General features: G+C 62.4%; 19 protein-coding genes, 1 tRNA gene and 1 other RNA gene. 13 read left to right on the forward strand and 8 right to left on the reverse strand.

Going from position 1 to position 20,626, the window contains the following annotated elements; translation table 11 throughout:
• Position 1: 1 nt before the first annotated feature.
• On the reverse strand, positions 2-298 hold the full coding sequence (locus tag KUV82_RS06275) for a chorismate mutase (protein WP_219956013.1): 297 nt from the start codon (positions 296-298) through the stop codon (positions 2-4).
• A gap of 66 nt (positions 299-364) precedes the next feature.
• On the opposite strand from KUV82_RS06275, the gene KUV82_RS06280 reads away from it, so the two are divergent.
• From KUV82_RS06280 to KUV82_RS06315, 8 genes are all read left to right on the forward strand, one after another.
• Entirely contained in the window at positions 365-1,381 is a 1,017-nt protein-coding gene (locus KUV82_RS06280; protein ID WP_219956014.1) for a polyprenyl synthetase family protein, read from the forward strand.
• Positions 1,382-1,402: 21 nt separating this feature from the next.
• Positions 1,403-3,829, forward strand: coding sequence for an ATP-dependent helicase HrpB (gene hrpB, locus KUV82_RS06285; protein ID WP_219956015.1), 2,427 nt, complete (start codon positions 1,403-1,405; stop codon positions 3,827-3,829).
• Between the two features lie 17 nt (positions 3,830-3,846).
• Entirely contained in the window at positions 3,847-4,125 is a 279-nt protein-coding gene (locus tag KUV82_RS06290) for an ETC complex I subunit (RefSeq protein WP_219956016.1), read from the forward strand.
• Positions 4,126-4,159: 34 nt separating this feature from the next.
• Positions 4,160-4,254: signal recognition particle sRNA small type (ffs, locus tag KUV82_RS06295), an RNA gene on the forward strand.
• 61 nt (positions 4,255-4,315) lie between these two features.
• A complete protein-coding gene (locus KUV82_RS06300) occupies positions 4,316-6,145 on the forward strand; it encodes a DNA polymerase III subunit gamma/tau (RefSeq protein WP_219956017.1) in 1,830 nt (609 codons plus the stop codon).
• A 2-nt stretch (positions 6,146-6,147) separates the two neighbouring features.
• Positions 6,148-6,477, forward strand: a complete 330-nt coding sequence (locus tag KUV82_RS06305) for a YbaB/EbfC family nucleoid-associated protein (RefSeq protein WP_219956018.1) — start codon at positions 6,148-6,150, stop codon at positions 6,475-6,477.
• A 115-nt stretch (positions 6,478-6,592) separates the two neighbouring features.
• Complete coding sequence (locus KUV82_RS06310; protein ID WP_219956019.1) at positions 6,593-7,096, forward strand: Csu type fimbrial protein; 504 nt, start codon at positions 6,593-6,595, stop codon at positions 7,094-7,096.
• A 125-nt stretch (positions 7,097-7,221) separates the two neighbouring features.
• Positions 7,222-7,674 (forward strand): Csu type fimbrial protein, encoded by a 453-nt coding sequence (locus KUV82_RS06315; RefSeq protein WP_219956020.1) that lies wholly within the window; start codon positions 7,222-7,224, stop codon positions 7,672-7,674.
• A gap of 6 nt (positions 7,675-7,680) precedes the next feature.
• Here the strand turns inward: KUV82_RS06315 and KUV82_RS06320 are convergent, their stop codons facing one another.
• Positions 7,681-7,875, reverse strand: coding sequence for a hypothetical protein (locus KUV82_RS06320; RefSeq protein WP_219956021.1), 195 nt, complete (start codon positions 7,873-7,875; stop codon positions 7,681-7,683).
• Positions 7,876-8,068: 193 nt separating this feature from the next.
• Here KUV82_RS06320 and lon point away from each other — a divergent pair, with 193 nt between their 5' ends.
• Positions 8,069-10,456, forward strand: coding sequence for an endopeptidase La (gene lon / locus KUV82_RS06325; protein ID WP_219956022.1), 2,388 nt, complete (start codon positions 8,069-8,071; stop codon positions 10,454-10,456).
• A 256-nt stretch (positions 10,457-10,712) separates the two neighbouring features.
• Entirely contained in the window at positions 10,713-10,985 is a 273-nt protein-coding gene (locus KUV82_RS06330) for an HU family DNA-binding protein (RefSeq protein ID WP_219956023.1), read from the forward strand.
• 107 nt (positions 10,986-11,092) lie between these two features.
• Here the strand turns inward: KUV82_RS06330 and KUV82_RS06335 are convergent, their stop codons facing one another.
• On the reverse strand, positions 11,093-11,950 hold the full coding sequence (locus KUV82_RS06335) for a hypothetical protein (RefSeq protein WP_219956024.1): 858 nt from the start codon (positions 11,948-11,950) through the stop codon (positions 11,093-11,095).
• A gap of 23 nt (positions 11,951-11,973) precedes the next feature.
• Positions 11,974-12,762: a 23S rRNA (guanosine(2251)-2'-O)-methyltransferase RlmB gene (gene rlmB / locus KUV82_RS06340; RefSeq protein WP_219956025.1), complete on the reverse strand. Its 789-nt coding sequence runs from the start codon at positions 12,760-12,762 to the stop codon at positions 11,974-11,976.
• Between the two features lie 142 nt (positions 12,763-12,904).
• On the opposite strand from rlmB, the gene KUV82_RS06345 reads away from it, so the two are divergent.
• Positions 12,905-12,990, forward strand: a tRNA-Tyr gene (locus KUV82_RS06345).
• A gap of 197 nt (positions 12,991-13,187) precedes the next feature.
• Positions 13,188-14,381, forward strand: a complete 1,194-nt coding sequence (locus KUV82_RS06350) for a tyrosine-type recombinase/integrase (protein ID WP_219956026.1) — start codon at positions 13,188-13,190, stop codon at positions 14,379-14,381.
• A gap of 162 nt (positions 14,382-14,543) precedes the next feature.
• Here the strand turns inward: KUV82_RS06350 and KUV82_RS06355 are convergent, their stop codons facing one another.
• From KUV82_RS06355 to KUV82_RS06370, 4 genes are read right to left on the reverse strand one after another with little or no spacing between them, the layout of a single operon-like run.
• On the reverse strand, positions 14,544-17,591 hold the full coding sequence (locus tag KUV82_RS06355; RefSeq protein WP_258319868.1) for an efflux RND transporter permease subunit: 3,048 nt from the start codon (positions 17,589-17,591) through the stop codon (positions 14,544-14,546).
• 46 nt (positions 17,592-17,637) lie between these two features.
• On the reverse strand, positions 17,638-18,750 hold the full coding sequence (locus KUV82_RS06360; RefSeq protein WP_219956028.1) for an efflux RND transporter periplasmic adaptor subunit: 1,113 nt from the start codon (positions 18,748-18,750) through the stop codon (positions 17,638-17,640).
• Positions 18,744-19,157: a hotdog fold thioesterase gene (locus KUV82_RS06365; RefSeq protein ID WP_219956029.1), complete on the reverse strand. Its 414-nt coding sequence runs from the start codon at positions 19,155-19,157 to the stop codon at positions 18,744-18,746. Before KUV82_RS06365 ends, KUV82_RS06360 begins: the two co-directional genes overlap by 7 nt.
• A complete protein-coding gene (locus tag KUV82_RS06370; RefSeq protein ID WP_219956030.1) occupies positions 19,154-20,041 on the reverse strand; it encodes an alpha/beta fold hydrolase in 888 nt (295 codons plus the stop codon). Before KUV82_RS06370 ends, KUV82_RS06365 begins: the two co-directional genes overlap by 4 nt.
• A gap of 77 nt (positions 20,042-20,118) precedes the next feature.
• Between KUV82_RS06370 and KUV82_RS06375 the strand changes: the two genes are divergently transcribed.
• On the forward strand, positions 20,119-20,592 hold the full coding sequence (locus tag KUV82_RS06375) for a MarR family winged helix-turn-helix transcriptional regulator (RefSeq protein WP_219956031.1): 474 nt from the start codon (positions 20,119-20,121) through the stop codon (positions 20,590-20,592).
• Positions 20,593-20,626 lie beyond the last annotated feature (34 nt).

The raw sequence follows: 20,626 nt of genomic DNA on the forward strand, positions 1-20,626 counted from the left end.
TTTAGCGCGCTGCCGCCTGTTCGTGGTGGCGGATGACTTCATCGATGATGAAGCGCAGGAATTTCTCGCTGAACTCGGGATCGAGCTCGCTCTCGACCGCAAGCTGACGAAGCCTCGCGATCTGGGCCTGCTCACGGGCCGGATCGGCCGGGGGCAGGGTGACCTTGGCCTTATACTCGCCCACGGCCTGCGTAATGCGGAAGCGTTCGGCCAGCATGTGGATCAGCGCAGCATCGATGTTGTCGATGCTCTTGCGGAAGCCGGCGAGGACGGGATCGGGCTGTTGCGATGCGGTCATAGGGCTCACGCTATCACGAAATCCCGTCTTGCCAAGAAAGCTTGGGAAGACCATGGCCAAGCCGAAATGTCTGCCGACGTAATACCTCTGAAGCGCAAGGAGCCGGAAGGCTCGATCGAACCCATGCTGGCTCTCACGGCATCGGGCATGAACCAGGTCAACCAGGTCATCCTCGACCGGATGCAGAGCGAAGTGCCGCTTATCCCGGCGCTGGCCGGTCACCTGATCTCGGGTGGGGGCAAACGCCTGCGCCCGATGCTCACGCTCGCCGGGGCGGAGCTGGTCGGCTATTCGGGCACCCGCCACCACAAGCTGGCCGCGGCTGTGGAGTTCATCCACACCGCCACCCTGCTGCACGACGATGTGGTCGACGGCAGCGACTTGAGGCGCGGCAAGGCGGCAGCAAACATCATTTACGGCAACCCGGCGACCGTGCTGGTCGGCGATTTCCTCTTCAGCCGCAGCTTTGAGCTGATGACCGAAGATGGCAGCCTCAAGGTCCTCAAGATACTTTCGGGCGCCAGCGCAATTATTGCGGAGGGCGAGGTCGACCAGCTGACCGCCCAGCGCAAGATCGACACGAGCGAGGAGCGCTACCTCCACATCATCCGCGCAAAGACCGCCGCGCTATTTGCAGCGGCCAGCCGGATCGCCGCCGTTGTAGCCGAATGCGGCGAGGAGCAGGAGCGCGCGCTGGACGAATACGGCCGCAACCTTGGCGTCGCCTTCCAACTTGTCGACGATGCGCTCGACTACGATTCCAACGCAGCCGCCATGGGCAAGGATCGCGGCGATGATTTCCGCGAGGGCAAGATGACCCTGCCGGTAATCCTCGCCTATGCGCGCGGTGACGAAGACGAACGCGCGTTCTGGAAAGCGGCCATCAGCGGCTATCGGACGGAGGATTCCGACCTCGAGGAAGCCATTGCGCTGATCGACGAGCACAACGCCGTGGCCGACACCAAGGCCCGTGCGCGGCATTTCGCTCAGCGGGCTATCGATGCGCTCTCGATCTTCCCGGACAGCGCGGCGCGCCAGGCGATGACGCAGGCGGCGCTGTTTGCCGTGGCGCGCGGATACTGATCCGCGCGGGGGCCCAAAGGCGTGCCCGACCTTCCGATCCACTCCGTCTTGCCCGACCTTGTCGCGGCGCTTCGGGATAGCACCGGCGCGGTCCTCGTTGCGCCTCCGGGCGCGGGCAAGACTACGGCTGTTGCGCCAGCGCTCCTGGGCGAGGAATGGTGCACGGGCACCATCATCCTGACCTCGCCGCGCAGGGTCGCTGCTCGCGCGGCAGCCGAACGCATGGCGCAAATGCTGGGCGAAAAGCCCGGCGAGACGATCGGCTATCTCACCCGGCTCGATTCCAAGCGCTCGTCGAAAACGCGCGTACTGGTCGTGACCGAAGCGATCTTCGTCAACACGATCCTTGCCGATCCCGAGCTCGAAGGGATTTCGGCCGTGCTGTTCGACGAGGCGCACGAACGGCATCTGGACAGCGATCTCGGGCTCGCGCTTGCCCTGGAAAGCCGCGGCGTGCTGCGCGAGGACCTGCGCGTGCTGGTCATGTCGGCGACGATCGACGGAGCGCGCTTCGCACGCCTCGTGGGCGAGGGCACGCCGGTCATCGAAAGCGAGGGGCGCGCCCATCCCTTGCGGATCGCATGGCTCGGTTCCTCTCCGCAGCTCCAGACCGAAGATGCCATGGCACAGGCCATCGGCACCGCATGGCGCGAGGAGGAAGGAGACATACTCGCTTTCCTGCCTGGCGTGCGCGAGATCGAGCGCACGCGCGAGCGGCTGGAGACGCGCTTGCCCTCGGCTCTCGTCCTGCCGCTTCACGGACAGGTCGATCCCGCCGGCCAGCGCGCAGCCATTCGCCGCGATCCCGATGGGCGGCGACGGATCGTGCTGGCGACAGCCATTGCGGAAACCTCGCTCACGCTCGACGGCGTTTCGGTAGTGGTCGATGCGGGTCTTTCCCGAAGGGCGGAATTCGATCGGGCTGCCGGGACCACCCATCTCGTGACGCACCGCGCCAGCCAGGCCGCCGCCGCACAGCGCGCGGGGCGCGCCGCGCGGCAAGGGCCGGGCGTCGCCTACAGGCTCTGGGAAGAGGCGGGGCACGCCGGGCGCCAGGCCTACGATCCGCCGGAGATGCTCACGGCCGATCTGGCGCCACTGGTTTTGGCGCTCGCCGAATGGGGCAGCGGCGATCCGCAGGCGCTCGCCTGGCTGGACCCGCCACCCGACGCCTCGCTTTCGGCTGCGCGAGAGACGCTCATTGCCCTTGGCGCGCTCGACACGGAGTTCCGCATCACCGAACGCGGGCGCAAACTTGCCGCTCTGCCGCTCGACCCGCAGGGCGCCGCGACCGTCCTGTTCGGGGCGGAGCACGGTGCGGCCGAGACGGCAGCGCGGCTGGCCCTCCTGCTGCAAGAGCGCGGACTTGGCGGCCGCGGTGAGGATATCGAGGCGCGTCTCCAGCGCTGGAACACAGACCGCAGCCCGCGCGCCGAAGCAAGCCGGATGCTGGCAGCGCGTTGGGCCAAGCGGGCGCAGCAGCTTGTGGAACACGCGCGCGGTGGAAACCCGCCGCCTGCTGGCGTGATGCTCGCCGCCGGGCGCCCCGAATTCGTTGCCAAGCGTCGTGACGCAAGCGGGGAGAACTGGATCACCGCAGGCGGTCGGGGCTTTGTCCTCGATCCGGCTTCACCCCTGGCGCGCGCCGAGTTCCTCGTTGTCGGCGATGCGCAGGGCCAGGCAAAGGGTGCGCGGATCACCTCGGCTGTGGCGCTTGAGGAGGCTGATCTCGTCCAGTGGCTTGGCGAGCGCATAGAGAAACGTTCGGTGCTGCGCTGGACCGGCGAACGGGTCGAGGCCCTGCTCGAGCGCAGGCTCGGCGCGATCACGCTGGCGCGGGGTTCCGATCCGTCTCCCGACCCACAGGCGCTTGTGGACATGCTTGTGGAAAAGGCTCTGGAAAACCCGGCAAAGATCCTTCCGACAGAACTGCTTGCACGTGGTCGTTACGCCGGGATCGAGGCTCTGGGTATCGAAGGACTGGCCGCCACGGCACCGGTTTGGCTGGCGCCGCTGCTCGAGAGTCGACGCGATCTTGCCGTCCCGAAAGGCAGGCTGGTCGACGCCCTGCTCGGGCAAATGGACTGGGACAGCCGCCAGGCGCTCGACCGGCTGGCTCCGCGCGAATTCACCTCTCCGGCGGGCACCACGCACCGGATCGACTACACGGGCGATGATGCTCCCAGCGTCGAGGTGCGGGTGCAGGCGCTCTTCGGTCTCGAACGCCATCCCATGGTCGGAAATACGCCGCTGCTGCTCAAGCTCACCAGCCCTGCCGGTCGTCCGATCCAGTCGACCCGCGACCTGCCCGGTTTCTGGCGCGGCAGCTGGGAGGATGTGCGCAGGGACATGAAGGGCCGCTATCCCAAGCACCGCTGGCCCGAGGAACCATGGGCCGAAAAGCCCAGTTTGAAGACGAAGAACGCCTTTTCAAAATCCGGCGGCTGAATTAAGGGGCGCCCATTATGGCAGCACGAATTTACCAGCGACCGCAAAGCGCGATGCAATCGGGCAAGGCCCGCACCGACGAGTGGGTGCTCGAATTCGAACAGTCCGAAGCGCGCCGCGCCGATCCCCTGATGGGCTGGACCGGCAGCGGGGACACGCAGGCGCAGGTCTCGCTCACCTTCCCGAGCAAGGACGAAGCGAAAGCCTATGCCGAGAAATATGGCATCACCGCCCGCGTCCACGCGACGCCGCCCAAGGGTCTCAAGCTGCAGGCCTACGCCGACAATTTTCGGTAATTGATTTTTATCGCTCCCGTCGCCATATGGCGCCTCGGGAGTCGGTCGGACGTTTGCGTTCGCTCACCGGGTCAGGTCCGGAAGGAAGCAGCCCAGGTGGATTGCGGCGGGTCGGCCGGCTCCTCTTTCACCCACAATTCGTGATCGCGGCGGCATGACTTTTGCCGCGCCAGTGCCTACCTAGTGGGGCATGGCTGATTCACCGGACAATCCTGACGCGCTTCCCTGGGAAGACGAGGCCGAAAAGGCCGATGCGCCCAGCGCGGCGGAACTGGAGGAAGCCGGACAGGAATCGATGTTCGGCGGCGCACCGTCACCTGCGCCCGAGCCGACCGCCGAAGCCGCACCCGAACCGGCGCCGTCTGCGCCAGCGCAATCGGCACCTGCGCCTGCTGCTGAACCGTCGCAGCCCTACCGCGTCCTTGCCCGCAAGTACCGTCCGCAGACCTTTGCCGAGCTGATCGGGCAGGAGGCGATGGTGCGCACGCTGGCCAACGCAATTGCGCGCGACCGGCTGGCGCATGCCTTCCTCATGACGGGGGTTCGCGGGGTCGGGAAGACCTCGACCGCGCGCCTCATTGCCAAGGCGCTCAACTGCATCGGGCCGGACGGAAACGGCGGGCCGACAATCAGCCCCTGCGGCGTGTGCGAGCCGTGCCAGGCGATTGCCGAAGGCCGCCACATCGACGTGATCGAAATGGACGCCGCCAGCCACACCGGCGTCGACGACGTGCGCGAGATCATCGAAGCGGTGCGCTACGCTGCCGTTTCGGCGCGCTACAAGATCTACATCATCGACGAGGTCCACATGCTCTCGCGCAACGCCTTCAACGCGTTGCTCAAGACGCTCGAAGAGCCGCCGGCGCATGTGAAGTTTCTCTTCGCGACGACCGAGGTGGAGAAGCTCCCGGTCACCGTGCTCAGTCGCACGCAGCGTTTCGACCTGCGCCGCATCCCGGTTGAGCTGCTCGAAGCCCATTTTGCGGAGATCTGCCGCAAGGAAGGCGTCGATGCCGAGCCCGAGGCGCTGCACATCATCGCCAACGCGGCCGAAGGCTCGGCGCGCGATGGGCTGTCGATCCTCGACCAGGCGATCGCGCATGCCGACCTCGACACGGAAGGCAAGGTTACCGCTGCGCGCCTGCGCGAAATGCTGGGTCTCGCCGACAAGGGCGCCCAGCGGCGCCTGTTCGGTCATATCCTCGAAGGCGATGGCAAGGCGCTGCTCGCGGGGATCGACGAGCAATATGCGCTCGGTGTCGAACCGCTCGCGCTGATGCGGGCGCAGATGGACCTCGCGCACCGCATTACCGTGGCGCAGGTGTCGGGCGCCAAGCCCGAAGGCGTGAGCCCGGACGAGCGGGAGCAGCTCGGCGAATGGGCAGGGCGGCTTCCGGCGGGGCAATTGCACCGGCTGTGGCAGCTCCTTCTGAAAGGACACGAGGAAGTCCGCCTTGCGCCCGATCCGCTGGTCGCCTTGCGCATGGCGCTGCTGCGGACGCTGCACGCAGGGCAGATGCCGGACCCGGGCAAGCTTGCGAAGAAGATCGAGAAGCTGGCCGAAGCCGGACCGGCGCCCGCGTCCCCGGCAGGTGGGGGCGAAACGGCAGCGGCCCCGCAGGCCTCGCTCGACTGGCAGGGTCTGGTCGATGCCATCGACGCCTCCGGCCTGATGCAGGAGGCCAGCATCATGCGCTTGCAGGTCCGTGTCATCGAGCTTGCCGACGGCACGCTGCGCTACGGCCGAGACCCCAAATTCTCCGACGATATTGCGCCGGTGCTGCGCGTAGCGCTCCACCGCCACAGCGGCAAGCGCTGGACGGTCGAGGAAGTGTCGGGCGGCAAGGGCGCTCCTTCGCTGGTCGAAGTGATCGAGGCGGAGCGCGCCGCGGCGGATGCCGCCATGCGGGAACATCCACTCGTAAAAACCGCGTTCGAGACCTTTCCCGAGGCCGAACTGATTGAAGAAGGCGGCGGATCCCCCCAGCGCCGCGACATACCCTGGAGTAGAAAAGCATGAATATGGAAGAGATGCTCGCGCAGGCCCAGCAGGCCGCCGAAACGATCCAGAAGCAGATGAGCGAATCGCAGGCCAAGCTCGACGAAATCGAAGTCGAGGGCACGGCCGGCGGCGGGCTGGTAAAGGTCCGCGCCACCGCGCGTGGCCGCATTCTTGGCGTCACCATCGATGAAAGCATGATGAAGCCCGAAGAGAAGCAGATGGTCGAGGACCTGGTGACCGCTGCTTTTAACGATGCCCGCGACCGTGCCGATCGCAAGTCGGCCGAAGAAATGGCGAAAATTCAGCAGGGTGTGGGCCTGCCGCCGGGCTTCAAACTGCCGGGCATGTAAGCCGTTTGCGCATCGTCACGAAGAAACATGCCTAATATATCGGTAACGACGACTTAGGTAATTCTCAAAGAGATGCCGCTACTTAGCCTGTTCGAATGGACAGGAAGGTATCGCGATGCGCACCACTATCCGGAGTTTGGGGCTTGGCCTGACAGGCGCGGTTGCGCTTGCCGGCTTCAGTTCGCCGGCGCAGGCTGCCCGCAACGGCGGGGGGCTTGCCCTGGGTGCCCAGGTGGATGGCGAATGCACGGTCTCCGCAACCGATCTGGCATTTGGTATCCTCGATACCCAGAACGTGACCACGGTTGATGCGGAAGGCACAGTGACGGTTTCCTGCGCCGCCACGACGGTGTTCAAGATCCAGCTCGACTGGGGTGAAAACGCTGTCGGAGAACAGCGTCGTATCAAGAACGCCAACGGCGACTACTTGCCTTATGAGGTATACCGGAACGCCAACCGGACGCAGCGCTGGGCGCTGATCCCGGTCCAATCGCGCAATGGCGTGATCGTTGGCGGAGGCACGGAAGACTTTGAGGCTTACGGCACGCTGAGCGGCATCACGCCGACCACGCCGACAGGCTACTATGTCGACAATCTGACGGTGATGATCACCTTCTGACAGAGCTGGTTCGCGGTTAGCGGCGCGTTAACCACAATTTAGGTGCGTCCTTCTAGAACGCAGACTTCGGGTCACGGGGTCTGCGTTTCTTGTTTCGATTTGTCACTATCTTGCTCGCAGGAGCGGTGTTCACAGCGTCTTCGCCGCAGGCGCACGCACAGAACGAGGGCCGGCTTAGCCCGACGGTCGAAGTTATTGACGGCTGCACGGTCCTCACGTCGCAGATGGCGTTCGATGTAAGCGGCGGAGCGGGAACGGGGCCGATCGACAGCAGCACGCAGATCGCGATCGAATGCACGCGCCTCGCTTTGTTTCGAATCGATATGGATTACGGCAGCAACGCTGCGGGAACGCAGCGTCGCATGCGCAACGCCTCGGGTGACTACATTCCATATGAAATCTATCGGAACGCCGCGCGCACCCTTCCTTGGGGATCGGGATGGGGCAACGCGCCCTGGGGTATTGCATGGGGCCTCGGCACGGGAAGCGTCACAGCTTACGGTCGCATCGATACCGTTCCGACGGGATTGTCCCCCGGCCTCTATGAGGACGTAGTGACCGTAAGTATCACATTTTAAGACGCTTTAGGCGTGCTTGGGGTGCGCCATGCGATCCACAAGCAGATCGCGGTCGTTGTCGAACTCGCGCCAGCCTTCCACCTCGTCGCGTATGAGCGACGCGTTGCAGCGATCGCAGTTGGTGCGGAAATCGAACTTGTCGTGCCAGACACGCCGTCGATTGACCCGGTGGCCTTTCACCTTGCAAACCAGCGATTTCAAATGCCCACCTCCAGAAAAGGAACGAAAGTTTCTTCTCTCCTGCTACCTTGGGTATTTACCTTAGTTTTGCGTCATCACGATTGTAATGATGCGTCATCCACATGACTTTCGTGTGCGGCGTTGCGATGTGGGACGGCGCTCACCATATTCCTTTCGAACGGGCCCCAGGCGCGGCCCCTGAATGGACTGGAATATGACCGAGAATTACCCCCTCCTTCCCCTGCGCGACATCGTGGTTTTCCCCGGCATGGTCGTGCCGCTGTTCGTCGGCCGCGACAAATCGGTCGCCGCGCTCGAAGCAGCGATGGAAGGCAGCAAGGATATCTTCCTTCTCGCGCAGCTCGATCCGGGCTGCGACGACCCCGAAGGCGACGACCTCTACGATGTGGGTGTCGTGGCGCAGGTACTGCAGCTCCTGAAGCTGCCTGACGGCACGGTCCGCGTGCTGGTGCAGGGCACCTCGCGCGCGGTGCTCGAGAAGCTTTCGACCCGCGGTGACTTCGTCGAAGCAACCGTGGCGGTGCATGACGCGGTGACGGCATCCGGCAGTGAAGTGCTGGCGATGATGCGCCAGGTGGTCGAGCAGTTCGGCGAATACGCCAAGCTCAACAAGAAGCTCGGCGAGGAAGCCGCCGATCAGCTGACCGATATCGACGACGCCGGCGAACTGGCCGACACGATCGCGGCATCCATCAACGCCAAGGTGTCCGACAAGCAGGCGCTGCTGGTCGAGAAGGATCCCCTGAAGCGGCTCGAGATGGTGATGTCCTACATGGAGGGCGAGCTGTCGGTGCTGCAGGTGGAACGCCGTATCCGCGGCCGCGTGAAGCGGCAGATGGAGAAGACCCAGCGCGAATATTACCTCAACGAGCAGTTGAAGGCGATCCAGAATGAGCTGGGCGGCGACGATGACGGCAGCAACGAGATCGCCGAGCTGACCGAGAAGATCGCCAAGACCAAGCTGTCGAAGGAAGCGCGCGAAAAGGCCGAAGCCGAGCTCAAGAAGCTCAAGGCGATGCAGCCGATGAGCGCCGAGGCTACGGTCATCCGCAACTATCTCGATGTGCTGCTGGGCCTGCCCTGGGGCAAGAAGAGCAAGGTCAAGAAAGACATCGGCGAAGCCCAGAAGGTGCTCGATGCCGACCACTATGGCCTCGAAAAGGTCAAGGACCGGATTATCGAATACCTCGCCGTGCAGGCGCGCACCCGCAAGCTGAAGGGGCCGATCCTGTGCCTCGTCGGCCCGCCGGGCGTGGGCAAGACCTCGCTGGGCAAGTCGATTGCGAAGGCGACGGGCCGCGAATTCGTGCGGCAGTCGCTTGGCGGCGTGCGCGACGAAGCCGAAATCCGCGGTCATCGCCGCACTTACATCGGCTCGCTCCCGGGCAAGATCGTCACAAACCTGAAGAAGGCCGGCAAGAGCAATCCGCTGTTCCTGCTCGACGAGATCGACAAGCTCGGCCAGGATTTCCGCGGCGATCCGGCCTCGGCCCTGCTCGAAGTGCTCGACCCCGAACAGAACAACAAGTTCCAGGATCACTACCTGGAGCTCGACCTCGATCTGTCGGACATCATGTTCGTCACCACGGCGAACAGCCTGAACCTGCCGCAGCCGCTGCTCGACCGCATGGAGATCATCCGGCTCGAGGGCTACACCGAGGACGAGAAGGTCGAGATCGCGACCCGCCACCTGTTGCCCAAGCAGGTGAAGGAGCATGGCCTCAAGGATGGCGAGTTCGAGCTGACCGAAGAGGGCCTGCGCGACCTTATCCGCTACTACACGCGCGAAGCCGGCGTTCGCACGCTGGAGCGCGAGCTGGCGCGCCTCGCACGCAAGAGCCTGCGCAAGATCCTCGAGAACGAGACCGAAAGCGTGACCATCACGCCGGAAAACCTCAGCGACTTTGCCGGTGTGCGCAAGTTCAAGCATGGTATGAGCGAGGAGGAACCGCAGGTCGGCGCCGTCACCGGGCTCGCCTGGACCGAAGTGGGCGGCGAACTGCTAACCATCGAAAGCGTGACCACGCCGGGCAAGGGCGAGATCAAGACCACCGGCAAGCTCGGCGAGGTCATGAACGAAAGCGTCGCGGCAGCCTTCAGCTTCGTGAAGGCGCGCGCACCGCATTATGGGATCAAGCCGAGCCTGTTCCAGCGCCGCAACATCCATATCCACCTGCCCGAAGGCGCGGTCCCTAAGGACGGCCCGAGCGCGGGTGTTGGCATGGTCACCTCGATCGTGTCGACGCTGTCGGGGGTTGCCGTCCGGGCCGACGTCGCCATGACCGGCGAAGTCACTCTACGCGGCCGTGTCCTGGCGATCGGTGGGCTGAAGGAAAAGCTGCTCGCGGCGCTGCGCGGCGGGATCAAGAAGGTCCTCATCCCGGAAGAGAACGTGAAAGACCTCGCGGACATTCCGGCAAATGTGAAGGATGGCCTCGAGATCGTGCCGGTTGCCCATGTCGATGAGGTGCTTGAGCACGCGCTTTGCAGCGTGCCGGAGCCGATTGAGTGGACCGAAGCAGACGATCTGGCGAGCCAGCCGGACCACGCGCAGAACACGCCGTCGCCGACCGCCCATTAACATAAGATATGCTGCGATGCAGCGACTCGTGAGGCCCTTCGCACCCGTTGCGGAGGGCCTTTGCGCAGGTGTGCAGTGCAGCATTGAATGGTGAATGTGCGCTTCACCCTAAAATTGTTCGCACTGGCCCCAAAAACCGCCGATTCTGGCCGAATTTGCCTTTGACAGCGCGGCCAAAAAACTCTCAATTCACCGGCCCTAACGGAGGCGATTCAGCCGACAATTTCTGACGATAAATACAAGGGGGTTTTCTCGAATGAACAAGAACGATCTGATCAGCGCAGTTGCCGATTCCAGCGGCCTTTCCAAGAGCGATGCGTCGAGCGCCGTCGAAGGTGTTTTCGATGCCATCACCAAGGCCCTGTCGAGCGGTGACGAAGTGCGCCTGGTCGGCTTCGGCACGTTCTCGGTCGCCAAGCGCAAGGCCTCGACCGGCCGCAACCCGCGCACCGGCGAACCGATGACCATCAAGGCATCGAACCAGCCCAAGTTCAAGGCTGGCAAGGGTCTGAAGGACGCCGTCAACTAAGCCGGACTTCCGGACCCGCGCGCCGCCACGCCTCGCGGCGCGCGACCAACGGGATCGAAAATGCGCCGCGCCTTCCAATCCAGGAGGGCGCGGCGTTTCCGTTTTGGCTAGTTGAAAGCGATCAGCGCCGTTGGCGCCTGCTCGGTCCGAGGGCTGATTTCCCAGGTCAGCACCTCGCCGCGCGCATGGGGCGCGGGGCCTTCATCGGTGTTGTTGGCAAGGATGCGACCGTCGGTGACGATCGAGAATGTGCCTTCGGGCACGACGACGCGCGGCGGATCCTCGCTGTCCGAACTCCCGCTTTCCGAAAGCCCGGCCATGCCCGCCATCCCGGCGAACATGCCTTGCATCGGATTGCCGCCGCCTTGTGCAGCAAAGCCCGGGGCATCGACGCGCACCTGACCCTGGTCGCGCAGGTGCACATTGACGAAGGTGTTGGCCATGCCGAGCTTCTCGATGGTCGGGAACGCGAAGTCGTGGGTCATCCGGCCCGAGATCGCGAAATCGACATCGAACAGCCCGTCACCCTTGTATTCGACCGCATTCCAGCCGCGCTGGCGCGACAGCGTCTCGGCCAGATCCTGTGCGGCTTCAGGGTTGGACGGGTCCACCCCGCCGAGGAAGGCCTTCATCTGCTCGGCTTCGCGCGCTTGCTTGGCCTTCCTGCTCTCGGCCTCCGCCTCCCATTCGCGGTGCTGTTCCTCGACTTCGGCGGCCGTGCATTCGGTGGTCTCGAAATCCTCGTCGAAGCATTCGGCCTTGAAAGCCTCGTCGGACTTGGCGCCCATCTCTGCAAGCTTGCTGAGTGCGAGCATCTGGATCTCGCCATCATAGCTGTAGGAGAAGCTGCCATCCTGCATCAGCGTGAGCTCGCTCGTGAACTGGCCGGGTGACAAGAGGCAACCCGACAGCATCAGCGCGCTGGCTCCTGCAAGCGCGGTTGCGCGGAATTTCGTGTGGATCATGGCCCCCTCCTCAAGGTGCGAATCTAGCGTGTCGCCACCGCGTACAAAGCGATCGCTCCCGCATTGGACACGTTCAAGCTTTCGATTTGGTCACCGATGGGCAGCTTGGCGAGCGCGTCGCAATGCGATTCGATGTTCTGGCGCATGCCTTCGCCTTCGGCGCCCAAGACCAGCGCAATCGGCCCTGCCGACATGGATTCGGCAAGCGTGGCCTCGGCCGCGCCGGTCAGGCCGATCCGCCAATAGCCGGCCTCGGCCATCTGTTCGAGCGCGCGGGCGAGGTTCACGACCCGCACCCAGGGCAGCACTTCGAGCGCGCCCGAGGCTGCCTTGCCGATGACACCGCCTTCGGGCGGCGCATGGCGGTCTTGCGTGACCAACGCCGCTGCGCCGAAAGCCGCGGCCGAGCGCATGATGGCGCCGACGTTGTGCGGATCGGTAACCTGGTCGAGCACCACGATTGGGCGCGACGGGTCGGCTTCGAGTACCTCGTCGAGGAAGATATCCTCGAGCGGCGCGCATTCCAGGACGAGTCCCTGGTGGGGCGCATCCTTTGCGACCAGGCGCGCTAGGTCGGTGACGTCGCAATACTCGACCGGGAAATCGCTGGGCAGTTCGCCGTCCAGCGTTTCGATCGCCTCACGGGTCGCCCACAGTTTGCGGTGCACACGGTCCGGGTTCTTGAGCGCGGCTTCGACCGCGTGCCGGCCCCAAAGGCGCGTTTGCCCCGTGCTTGCACGGCCGCTGCCGCGCCCGCCCTTCATGCGGCCTGCGCGCCCCCTGAGTGCCTTCTTGCGTTCGCCCTTAGCCATCGAAATCGTCCTGTCTGCAACTTTGGCCCCGGCCTGTGCCAGCGAGGGCATTGACAGGCAAGGCTCGCTTCGCCAAAGGGGCGCCTCTCGGCACGGGATCGGCGCTCCGATCCCTCGATTTCCTAAGCGAAATGGCCCGTGTGGACAGGTGGCCGAGTGGTTAAAGGCAGCAGACTGTAAATCTGCCCGCGCAAGCGTACGCTGGTTCGAATCCAGCCCTGTCCACCACCGCCCTTTCTCAGAACATCCCCGAAAAGCCCTAGAAATCGCAGAAAACCAAGGGTATTATCGCCCTTACCGTCCGCATTTGACCGCTGCAATTTGCCTGCAACCGGAGCCAAGTGTGGGGGTAATGTGGGGGTAAAGTGGCTTACCCCCACACTTTGGTTTCGCAACTCGTTCCCGAAAAATGTGGGGGTAGAGAAATGGGCAAACTCACGGCGGTAGCGGTCAAGGCAGCGTTGGCGAATCCGGGCACCTATCAGGACGGTGACGGATTATTCTTGAAAGTGGACAAACGCGGCGGTGCCTACTGGAATTTGCGACTCCAGCAGGATGGCAAACGACGAGACATCGGCGTGGGCAGTGCAAAGCTGGTGACACTGGCCGAGGCGCGCGCGAAAGCCGCCGACCTGCGCAAGGCGGTAAAGGTCGAAAAGCGCGACGTGCTGACTGAGCGCAAGGACGAGGAAGCCGCCAAGGTCACCTTCCGCGAAGCCGCTACCCAATATCATTCCGAGAACGAGGCAGGCTGGAAAAGCGATGTCTATGGTCGACAGTGGCTCGCCAGTCTGGAGAACTACGCCTTCCCGAAACTAGGCGACATGACGACCGGCGGAATCACCGCTGCCGACATCATATCTGTCCTCACGCCGATCTGGCAGGAAATCCCGGAAACCGCCCGCCAGGTACGCAACCGGATTTGCGCGGTGTTGGACTACTCCCATGCCAAGGGTTGGAGGTCCACGGAGGCTCCATCGGGCAATAGCAGCCTGAAAGCGGGGCGAGGGCTGCCGCGACAGGTCAAGAAACCGGCGAACCGCAAAGCGATGCCATATGTGGCGGTGCCTTCATTCCTTACCGCGCTGCGTCGCAAGCCATCCTATTCGCGTTTGGCGCTCGACCTGCTCATTTTGACCGGCGTTCGCTCGCAGGAGGTCCGTCTTGCGAAATGGGACGAATTCGATCTGGACCAGCGCCTTTGGACAATCCCAGCAGAACACATGAAGCGCAGCAGGGCGCACATCGTGCCGCTTTCAGAAGCGGCCCTGGCGGTAATTGCGAAGGCAGAAGCAATGCAGATGGAGGGAGCCGAAGTGGTCTTCCCCGGCATGACCGGCAAGGCGATGTCCAACATGACACTACTCAAGGTCATGCGCGACATGCAGGAGCCGTTCCACGTCCATGGCTTCCGCTCCAGCTTTACCGACTGGGCGGCAAACGAAGGCTTCCCCAATGCGGTTGTCGAAGCTGCACTGGCGCACAAGACGCCTGACGCAGTGCAGGCGGCCTATCGCCGCACGACCTATCTCGGCACGCCGGACAATCCAGGTCCACGGGTCGAATTGATGGAAGCATGGGGCAGTTATTGTAATGGGACAGATTCCCCGAAGCCGTAAGATCGCCAGCCACTCGTGCGCGCCCACAACAAGCTTGGATGACCGCTCTTGGCAAGGTCGGTTGCTGATCTTTTCGACCGGGATTGGGGGTGAACGCTGGCAATATCTGTTCGACCGCGCGCAGATCACAAAAACTGGTACCGACGAATCCAGCGCTCCTTCCTACGACGGTCTCTGCAAAAACGGGGGTCGGAATTTGGTCACGACACTTCGTAGGTCCGAGGCCGCCGCGTAGGCTGCCGGGACGACCAGCAGAGTCAGGAAAGTCGAAGTGGTCAGCCCGCCGATGATGATGAAGCCCATAGCATTGCGCCACTCGGCTGCATCTGACTGCGCCAGCGCTACTGGCAGCATCCCGAATACGGCAGCAAGCGCGGTCATGAGGACGGGTCGCAGGCGTTCTGGCGCGGCGTCGCGCATTGCAGAAGCCGCATCCTTACCAGCTTCGCAATACCGATTGGCGAGATCGACCAGCAAGATACCGTTTTTCATCACGATCCCCATCAGAGCGATCATGCCGATTTGCGCGAACAGGCTCATTTCCTGGCCCGCCGCCCACATCAGGAAGTAGGCGCCGGAGAACGACAGTGGTGCCGTAAGCATGATGATGATGGGTTGCCCGAAGCTGTTGAACTGGCTGGCGAGCACAATGTAGAGCGCGACGATTGCAAGCGCGAATGCAAAGATAATCGCCTCGCTGGTTTCGGCGAGGCGACGGGCAGTGCCTTCCATTCGCGTCGCCAGCCCGGCAGGTGGCGGATTGGCGGTAAGCAACTCCTCCACGTCAGCCACGGCAACGCTAAGCGCCACACCGGGAGCGGTATTGGCGAGCACTGAAATCTGACGCGATCGATCGATGCGCTCAATTTCCGCAGCGCTCAGCGCAACGTCAACATCGGCAATGGCAGCAAGATCGACCAGAGTTCCCTGTCCGGTTCTGAGCGGAAGTACCTCGACATCGCCAAGCCCCTGTCGTCCACTTTCCTCCAGGCGCACGCGAATGTCATAGCGACGTCCATCAGCCTCAAACGTGCCTGCATCGCTTCCGCCAACCAGCGTTCGCGATGCGGCGGCCAGGCTGCGCGCAGAAATCCCGAGATCGGCGGCCCGGTCGCGGTCTAGGACGATTTGCAGTTCCGGCCTGCCACCTTCGTAAGACGAACGTACGTCGACAAATTCGGATCGTGCGGCAAGCTCGCCCTCCAGCCACCGCGCGTATTCGTTGATGGCTGTGATGTCAGGTCCGGTGATGATCAATTCAATTGCAGTCTGTCCGACCCCGGCACCCGATACCCATGGAACCTCCTCCACGGACACCTCCCGCGCTGCCGGAACATCTCCCAGTATCTCGTTCCGCGCGAAGGTCATCACGTCGTCCTGCGTTGCCTCGCGCGACCGCTTGGGCGTCAACCCGATATATACATCCAGTTCGTTGATCTTCGGATTGGTTCCGCTGCCTGCACTCACGAAAACGAGTTCGACTTCAGGATTCTGGCGCAGCGAGGCATCGACCTGCTCTGCCGCCTTCCTCGCTTCGGAAACCCCTGTGCCCTGAGGGAGCTTCACCGTCGCAAGGAATTCGGATCGGTCCGTGGTGGACATGAAGGTGCTTGGAACGAGCGCAGCAAAAAATCCGCCGATCAGCACGCTAGCGAGCGCGCCCCCAAGCACGAGATAACGGCGGTTTATCGCCCAGGACACGAGCCATTCGTAGCGTTGACGCATCCCGATATGGAACCGTTCAATGCGTCCGAGCCAGCCACTTTCCGCATGTTCGGGGCGCAGCAACCTTGCCGATAGTGCCGGTGTGAGCGTGAAGGCGACCAGCATCGACACGCTGACCGAAAAGACGATTGCCAGACCGTATTGAAAGAAGAAACGACCAACAATTCCTTCCATGAAGGCGATCGGCACAAACACCGCCAGCGTTGCGAATGTGCCTGCCAGTACGGCCAAGGCCACTCGTCTGGTTGCAGTGTGGGCGGCTTCGGTCGCGTCTTTCCCTTCATCGACATCGTTCTGGACCGCCTCGACCACGACGATGGCATCGTCGACCAACAACCCGATAGCGACTGTCAGCGCCAGCAACGTGACCATGTTAACGGTAAAATCGAAAGCCGCGAAGGCAACAAAGGTTGCGACAATCGAGGTCGGAATGGCGAGCAGCACGATGACCGTTGCGCGCCAGCTAAGGAGAAACAGGAATGTCACCGCCACCACCAGCACCACGGCAATGAACAGGTCGAACAGCACGTCGCCAATGGCCTGCTCAATGAAGCGAGATGTGTCGCGAGCGATGATGAAATTGACACCCTTGGGAGCGGTGGTCCGGATGCTTTCGATTTCTGCGCGGATCTGTTCTGCCACCGCGACCGTGTTCTCGCCGCTTTGCTTGCGCACTTCGAGAACAACGCCCGGTTCCCCATCGAGCTGGGCATAGCTCTCCTCATCCTCAATGGAGTCCTCGACGCGCCCTACATCGCCGATCCGAACAGTCTGTCCATTGGGCCGGTAAAGGATCGGTATTGCGGCAAATTCCGCCGCCGTTCGTGCTTCGGCAAGGGTGCGGATGCCGAACTGGCGCGTGCGCCCTTCGGTAACAAGGCGACCACCGGGCAGTTCGGCATTCTCGCGTTGGATCGCGCCGAGCACATCGTCTGCCGTTACTCCGCGCGCGCGCATCGCAGCTGCATCGAGCCATATGCGCATTTCGCGTTCTCGCCCGCCAACCAGCTCGACCGAACCGACGCCGGGCACGCGCTGCAATCGCTCTTTTACCTCCTCATCTGCAAAAGTGGTCAGGTCGCGAATTGGCATGTCGCCTGACAGGAGAACCGACAGGATCGGCGCGGCATCGGGATCAACCTTCTCGATCACCGGCGGTTCGGAATCGTCTGGCAGATCGGCCGCGAGCCGCGACATCTTGTCGCGTACTTCCTGCGCCTTGAGGTCGGCATCCTCCTCCAGCTCGAACTCGAGATTGACGATGCTTACACCCTCGGCGCTAATCGATCGCATCTGGCGCAAGCCGGCGATCGTGTTGAGCTGTTCCTCTATGACGTCGGTGACTTCGGTTTCCATGGTGCCCGGAGAAGCGCCGGGCAGAGCGGTTGTTACAGAGACGTATGGAAACTCTACCTCAGGAAAGAGGTCGACCCCGAGCCGGTTGAACGAGACCAAGCCAAGTACGACAAGCGAAGCGATCAGCATCGTCGCGAATACTGGTCGCCGGATCGAAACGTCTGCAAGCCACATATCAGCTCGCGCCGCGGGTTCTGCGTGATTTAACCGGCTCGTCATTCCGCAATGTGGCCGGAGGATCGAGAATAAACTCATCACCCGGTTTCAGCCCTGAACGGATACGCACCCGATCGAGATCGATACTCTCGAACGCCACTTCCCGGTGCTCTGCCCTCCCATTCTCGACCACGAAGACGTAGGCTGCAGCGCTGTCGCCGAGTATTGCCGTGCGGGGCAAAACGATCGCTTGCACTGGCGGCACCGAGATCTCGGCTCTGACTGCCAGCCCTGAACTGATGCGGTAATCTGGATTGCCGATCGGTAGCCGCAGTTCGACCATCCGGCTTTCAGGATCGACCCGGTCGTTGATGATGTACACGGTACTGTCGAATGGCTGCTCGAATCCTTCGATGTAGACCCGCGCTGGCATGTTGCGTCTAAACGCGTCGACATATTCCTGCGGCGCGTTGACGATGGCGGCAACGATCCCGAGCTCTTGCAATTCCAGCGCGGCTGATTGCCCTCCCATCGAAAAGCGATTGTTCAGGTATACACCTTCATCGACCATCCGAGCGGTTACTACCCCATCGTATGGCGCACGCGTGATTGTGTCGGCCAATGCCTGCTGTGCAGTGCCGAGGGCCGCCTGAGCCTGTGCCTTCTGCGCTCGCGCTACAGCCAGCTCCGTCTCAGCTGCGTCAACTTGGGCTTTCGAAACGAAACCCCTTGGGGCAAGGGCCATAACGCGTTCGTAACGCCTTTCGGCCTCAATCGCTTGCGCACTTGTCAGATCGACTGCTGCCTGTGCTTCAACTACGCGTCGCTGATAATCGGCCTGGCGGATACGAAAAAGCGGTTGTCCGCGAGATACCCTGTCACCGACCTTGACGAAAATTCGTTCTACTGGCCCTTCGGTAAGCGCACCAACCGCACTGCGCTGTTTGGCTGCAATCGTGCCGAATGCTTTCACTGGTTCAGCGAACGGTTGGGATTCGACCATCGCCGTCGTAACTTCGCGCGGCTCTGCCTGAGCTTCTGGCGCAGTCTCGTCCCCCTCAGTTTCGCCTGAACAGCCAGCAAGCGTCAGCGCAAACACAGCCAACCCACCAAGAGCAAGGCGCGCTAGCATATGTAGGCACCTCTGCCGCTGGCGAGCAGCTTGCCATCGGGCCCTGTGACACTGGTCTCGGCAACCGAGAAATGTCTCCCGGCCTTTACCACCTGACCAGTCGCGATCAGCGGTCCAGAGGTCGCCGGCCGATGATAGTCGACCCTCAGATCAGCGGTCGCCTTCGCAGTCACACCGTGCGCAAGCAGGGTATAAAGCCCTGTGAGGTCGATCAATGACGCGAGAACCCCTCCATGGGCCGAACCAATCATCGGGTTGGAAACAATCTCATCACGCCAGGGCATTTCGATCACGAGTTGATCACGCGTTACGGACCGAATCTTGAGGTCGAGCCATCGATGAAACGGGGCAATCCGCAACATCTCATCGAGGCGCTCACGATCAATCGGGGTATGATTCTGATTCATGAAACCGGCCCATCGGGACCATGCTGGCGCATCAGGAAATTGACGATAGCAATCGAGAAGGCATCGTTCGCATCACCCACCACCATATGGGTCGCATCGGCGATGTCGGTGTATTCCATGTGCGGAACGAGACCGCGCAGATGTGTCACTGCGTCTTCGGAAACCAGATCACTCGATCCGCCGCGAATGAGGTGAAGCGGCAAGGAAAGCCGACTTGCTGCATCGCTCAGCATATCGAACTGCCGTTCCTGATGGGTCGGATCGCTTCGCTTAGCGGTCATGATGTTGCGGATGAACGCAGGGTCCCAATGCCAATAGTAGCGGCCATCTTCCTTCTGTCTTAGATAGCGGCGCAGTCCTTCGCCTGCACCGCGTTTCTGGCGATGGGGCATATAGCGGGCGATAATTTCTGCCGCCTCTTCAGGTGAAGAAAAGCCCCGGTCGACATGTTCTTCCATGAAGCCCACTACGCGCATCACGCCGCCCGCCTCCATGCGCGGAGCAATGTCAACAAGGGTTAGCGATGCAAAGCTTTCGGGGGCGAGGTATCCCTCGGCAATAATCCCGGAGAGCCCGCCAAGAGAGGCACCCACGAGGGCTGGCTTGCGATCCAGCTTCGAAGCGATAGCAACGAGATCGGAGGCGAAGTCACGCATTTCGTATGCTCCGCTACGAGACCATTCGCTGTCGCCATGACCGCGCATATCAATGGCAATCGCGCGGTACCCAGCCGTCGCCAGATCACCAGTTACCCGCTTCCAAGCGCGGCGTGTCTGCCCACCGCCGTGGGCGAGCAGGACCGGCATCGCGCTGTCGTCACCGACCACTTCTGCGGCAAGGGAGAGACCTCCCGATCCCTCGATTTTGGTGGTCACGCTTTCCATATCGCAAACCACTATATTGTAAATCGCTTTACAGTAAATGACTTTATCTAAATCGGTGCTGTGTTAAGGTGCTCTGCATGGCAACCAAGCTCGACAATGATGCCGACGAAAAGGCAGCAGCCTTCCTAACCGATCAAGACCGATTGGTTTTTCGCTTGGAAGAGCTGACAAGACGATTGCGTCGTACCTTCGACACCTCAGTCGAACAGTTTGGCCTCACCCGAACCCAGTGGCGTGCATTGGCCTATCTCTACCGCACACCCGGCATGACCCAGACGGAACTGGCCGGACAACTGGAACTGGAGCGGGCAAGCGTCGGGCAAGCAATCGACCGGCTAGAACATCTGGGCTTGGTCGAGCGGCGCAGCGCCAAAAACGACCGGCGCGTGTGGCAAGTGCACCTCCAGCCCGCTGCAATCGACTTGCTCCCAAAAATGCGGGTCGAGGCGGATCAGATCTATGCGCGCTTGCTTGAGGGAATAAAGGGCGAGGACTTGGACGCATTCAAGTCTACCTTGGCCACAATGCAGCACAATTTGGGCGATGCTTAAAGGGAGGGACGGTTCCCCGAAGAGAATGTTACAT

It is taken from the genome of Qipengyuania flava (assembly GCF_019448255.1).
GTDB lineage: Bacteria > Pseudomonadota > Alphaproteobacteria > Sphingomonadales > Sphingomonadaceae > Qipengyuania > Qipengyuania flava_A.

Bases quoted from the DNA above. Each gene is read 5' to 3' on its own strand.
- KUV82_RS06280 (WP_219956014.1), top strand. From the start codon at position 365: ATGTCTGCCGACGTAATACCTCTGAAGCGCAAGGAGCCGGAAGGCTCG.
- rlmB (WP_219956025.1), bottom strand. From the start codon at position 12,762: ATGGCTAAGGGCGAACGCAAGAAGGCACTCAGGGGGCGCGCAGGCCGC.
- KUV82_RS06375 (WP_219956031.1), top strand. From the start codon at position 20,119: ATGGCAACCAAGCTCGACAATGATGCCGACGAAAAGGCAGCAGCCTTC.
- KUV82_RS06355 (WP_258319868.1), bottom strand. From the start codon at position 17,591: ATGCTGATCGCTTCGCTTGTCGTACTTGGCTTGGTCTCGTTCAACCGG.
- KUV82_RS06290 (WP_219956016.1), top strand. From the start codon at position 3,847: ATGGCAGCACGAATTTACCAGCGACCGCAAAGCGCGATGCAATCGGGC.
- KUV82_RS06305 (WP_219956018.1), top strand. From the start codon at position 6,148: ATGGAAGAGATGCTCGCGCAGGCCCAGCAGGCCGCCGAAACGATCCAG.
- KUV82_RS06330 (WP_219956023.1), top strand. From the start codon at position 10,713: ATGAACAAGAACGATCTGATCAGCGCAGTTGCCGATTCCAGCGGCCTT.
- KUV82_RS06275 (WP_219956013.1), bottom strand. From the start codon at position 298: ATGACCGCATCGCAACAGCCCGATCCCGTCCTCGCCGGCTTCCGCAAG.
- KUV82_RS06335 (WP_219956024.1), bottom strand. From the start codon at position 11,950: ATGATCCACACGAAATTCCGCGCAACCGCGCTTGCAGGAGCCAGCGCG.
- KUV82_RS06310 (WP_219956019.1), top strand. From the start codon at position 6,593: ATGCGCACCACTATCCGGAGTTTGGGGCTTGGCCTGACAGGCGCGGTT.
- lon (WP_219956022.1), top strand. From the start codon at position 8,069: ATGACCGAGAATTACCCCCTCCTTCCCCTGCGCGACATCGTGGTTTTC.
- KUV82_RS06365 (WP_219956029.1), bottom strand. From the start codon at position 19,157: ATGAATCAGAATCATACCCCGATTGATCGTGAGCGCCTCGATGAGATG.
- KUV82_RS06360 (WP_219956028.1), bottom strand. From the start codon at position 18,750: ATGCTAGCGCGCCTTGCTCTTGGTGGGTTGGCTGTGTTTGCGCTGACG.
- KUV82_RS06370 (WP_219956030.1), bottom strand. From the start codon at position 20,041: ATGGAAAGCGTGACCACCAAAATCGAGGGATCGGGAGGTCTCTCCCTT.
- KUV82_RS06350 (WP_219956026.1), top strand. From the start codon at position 13,188: ATGGGCAAACTCACGGCGGTAGCGGTCAAGGCAGCGTTGGCGAATCCG.
- KUV82_RS06300 (WP_219956017.1), top strand. From the start codon at position 4,316: ATGGCTGATTCACCGGACAATCCTGACGCGCTTCCCTGGGAAGACGAG.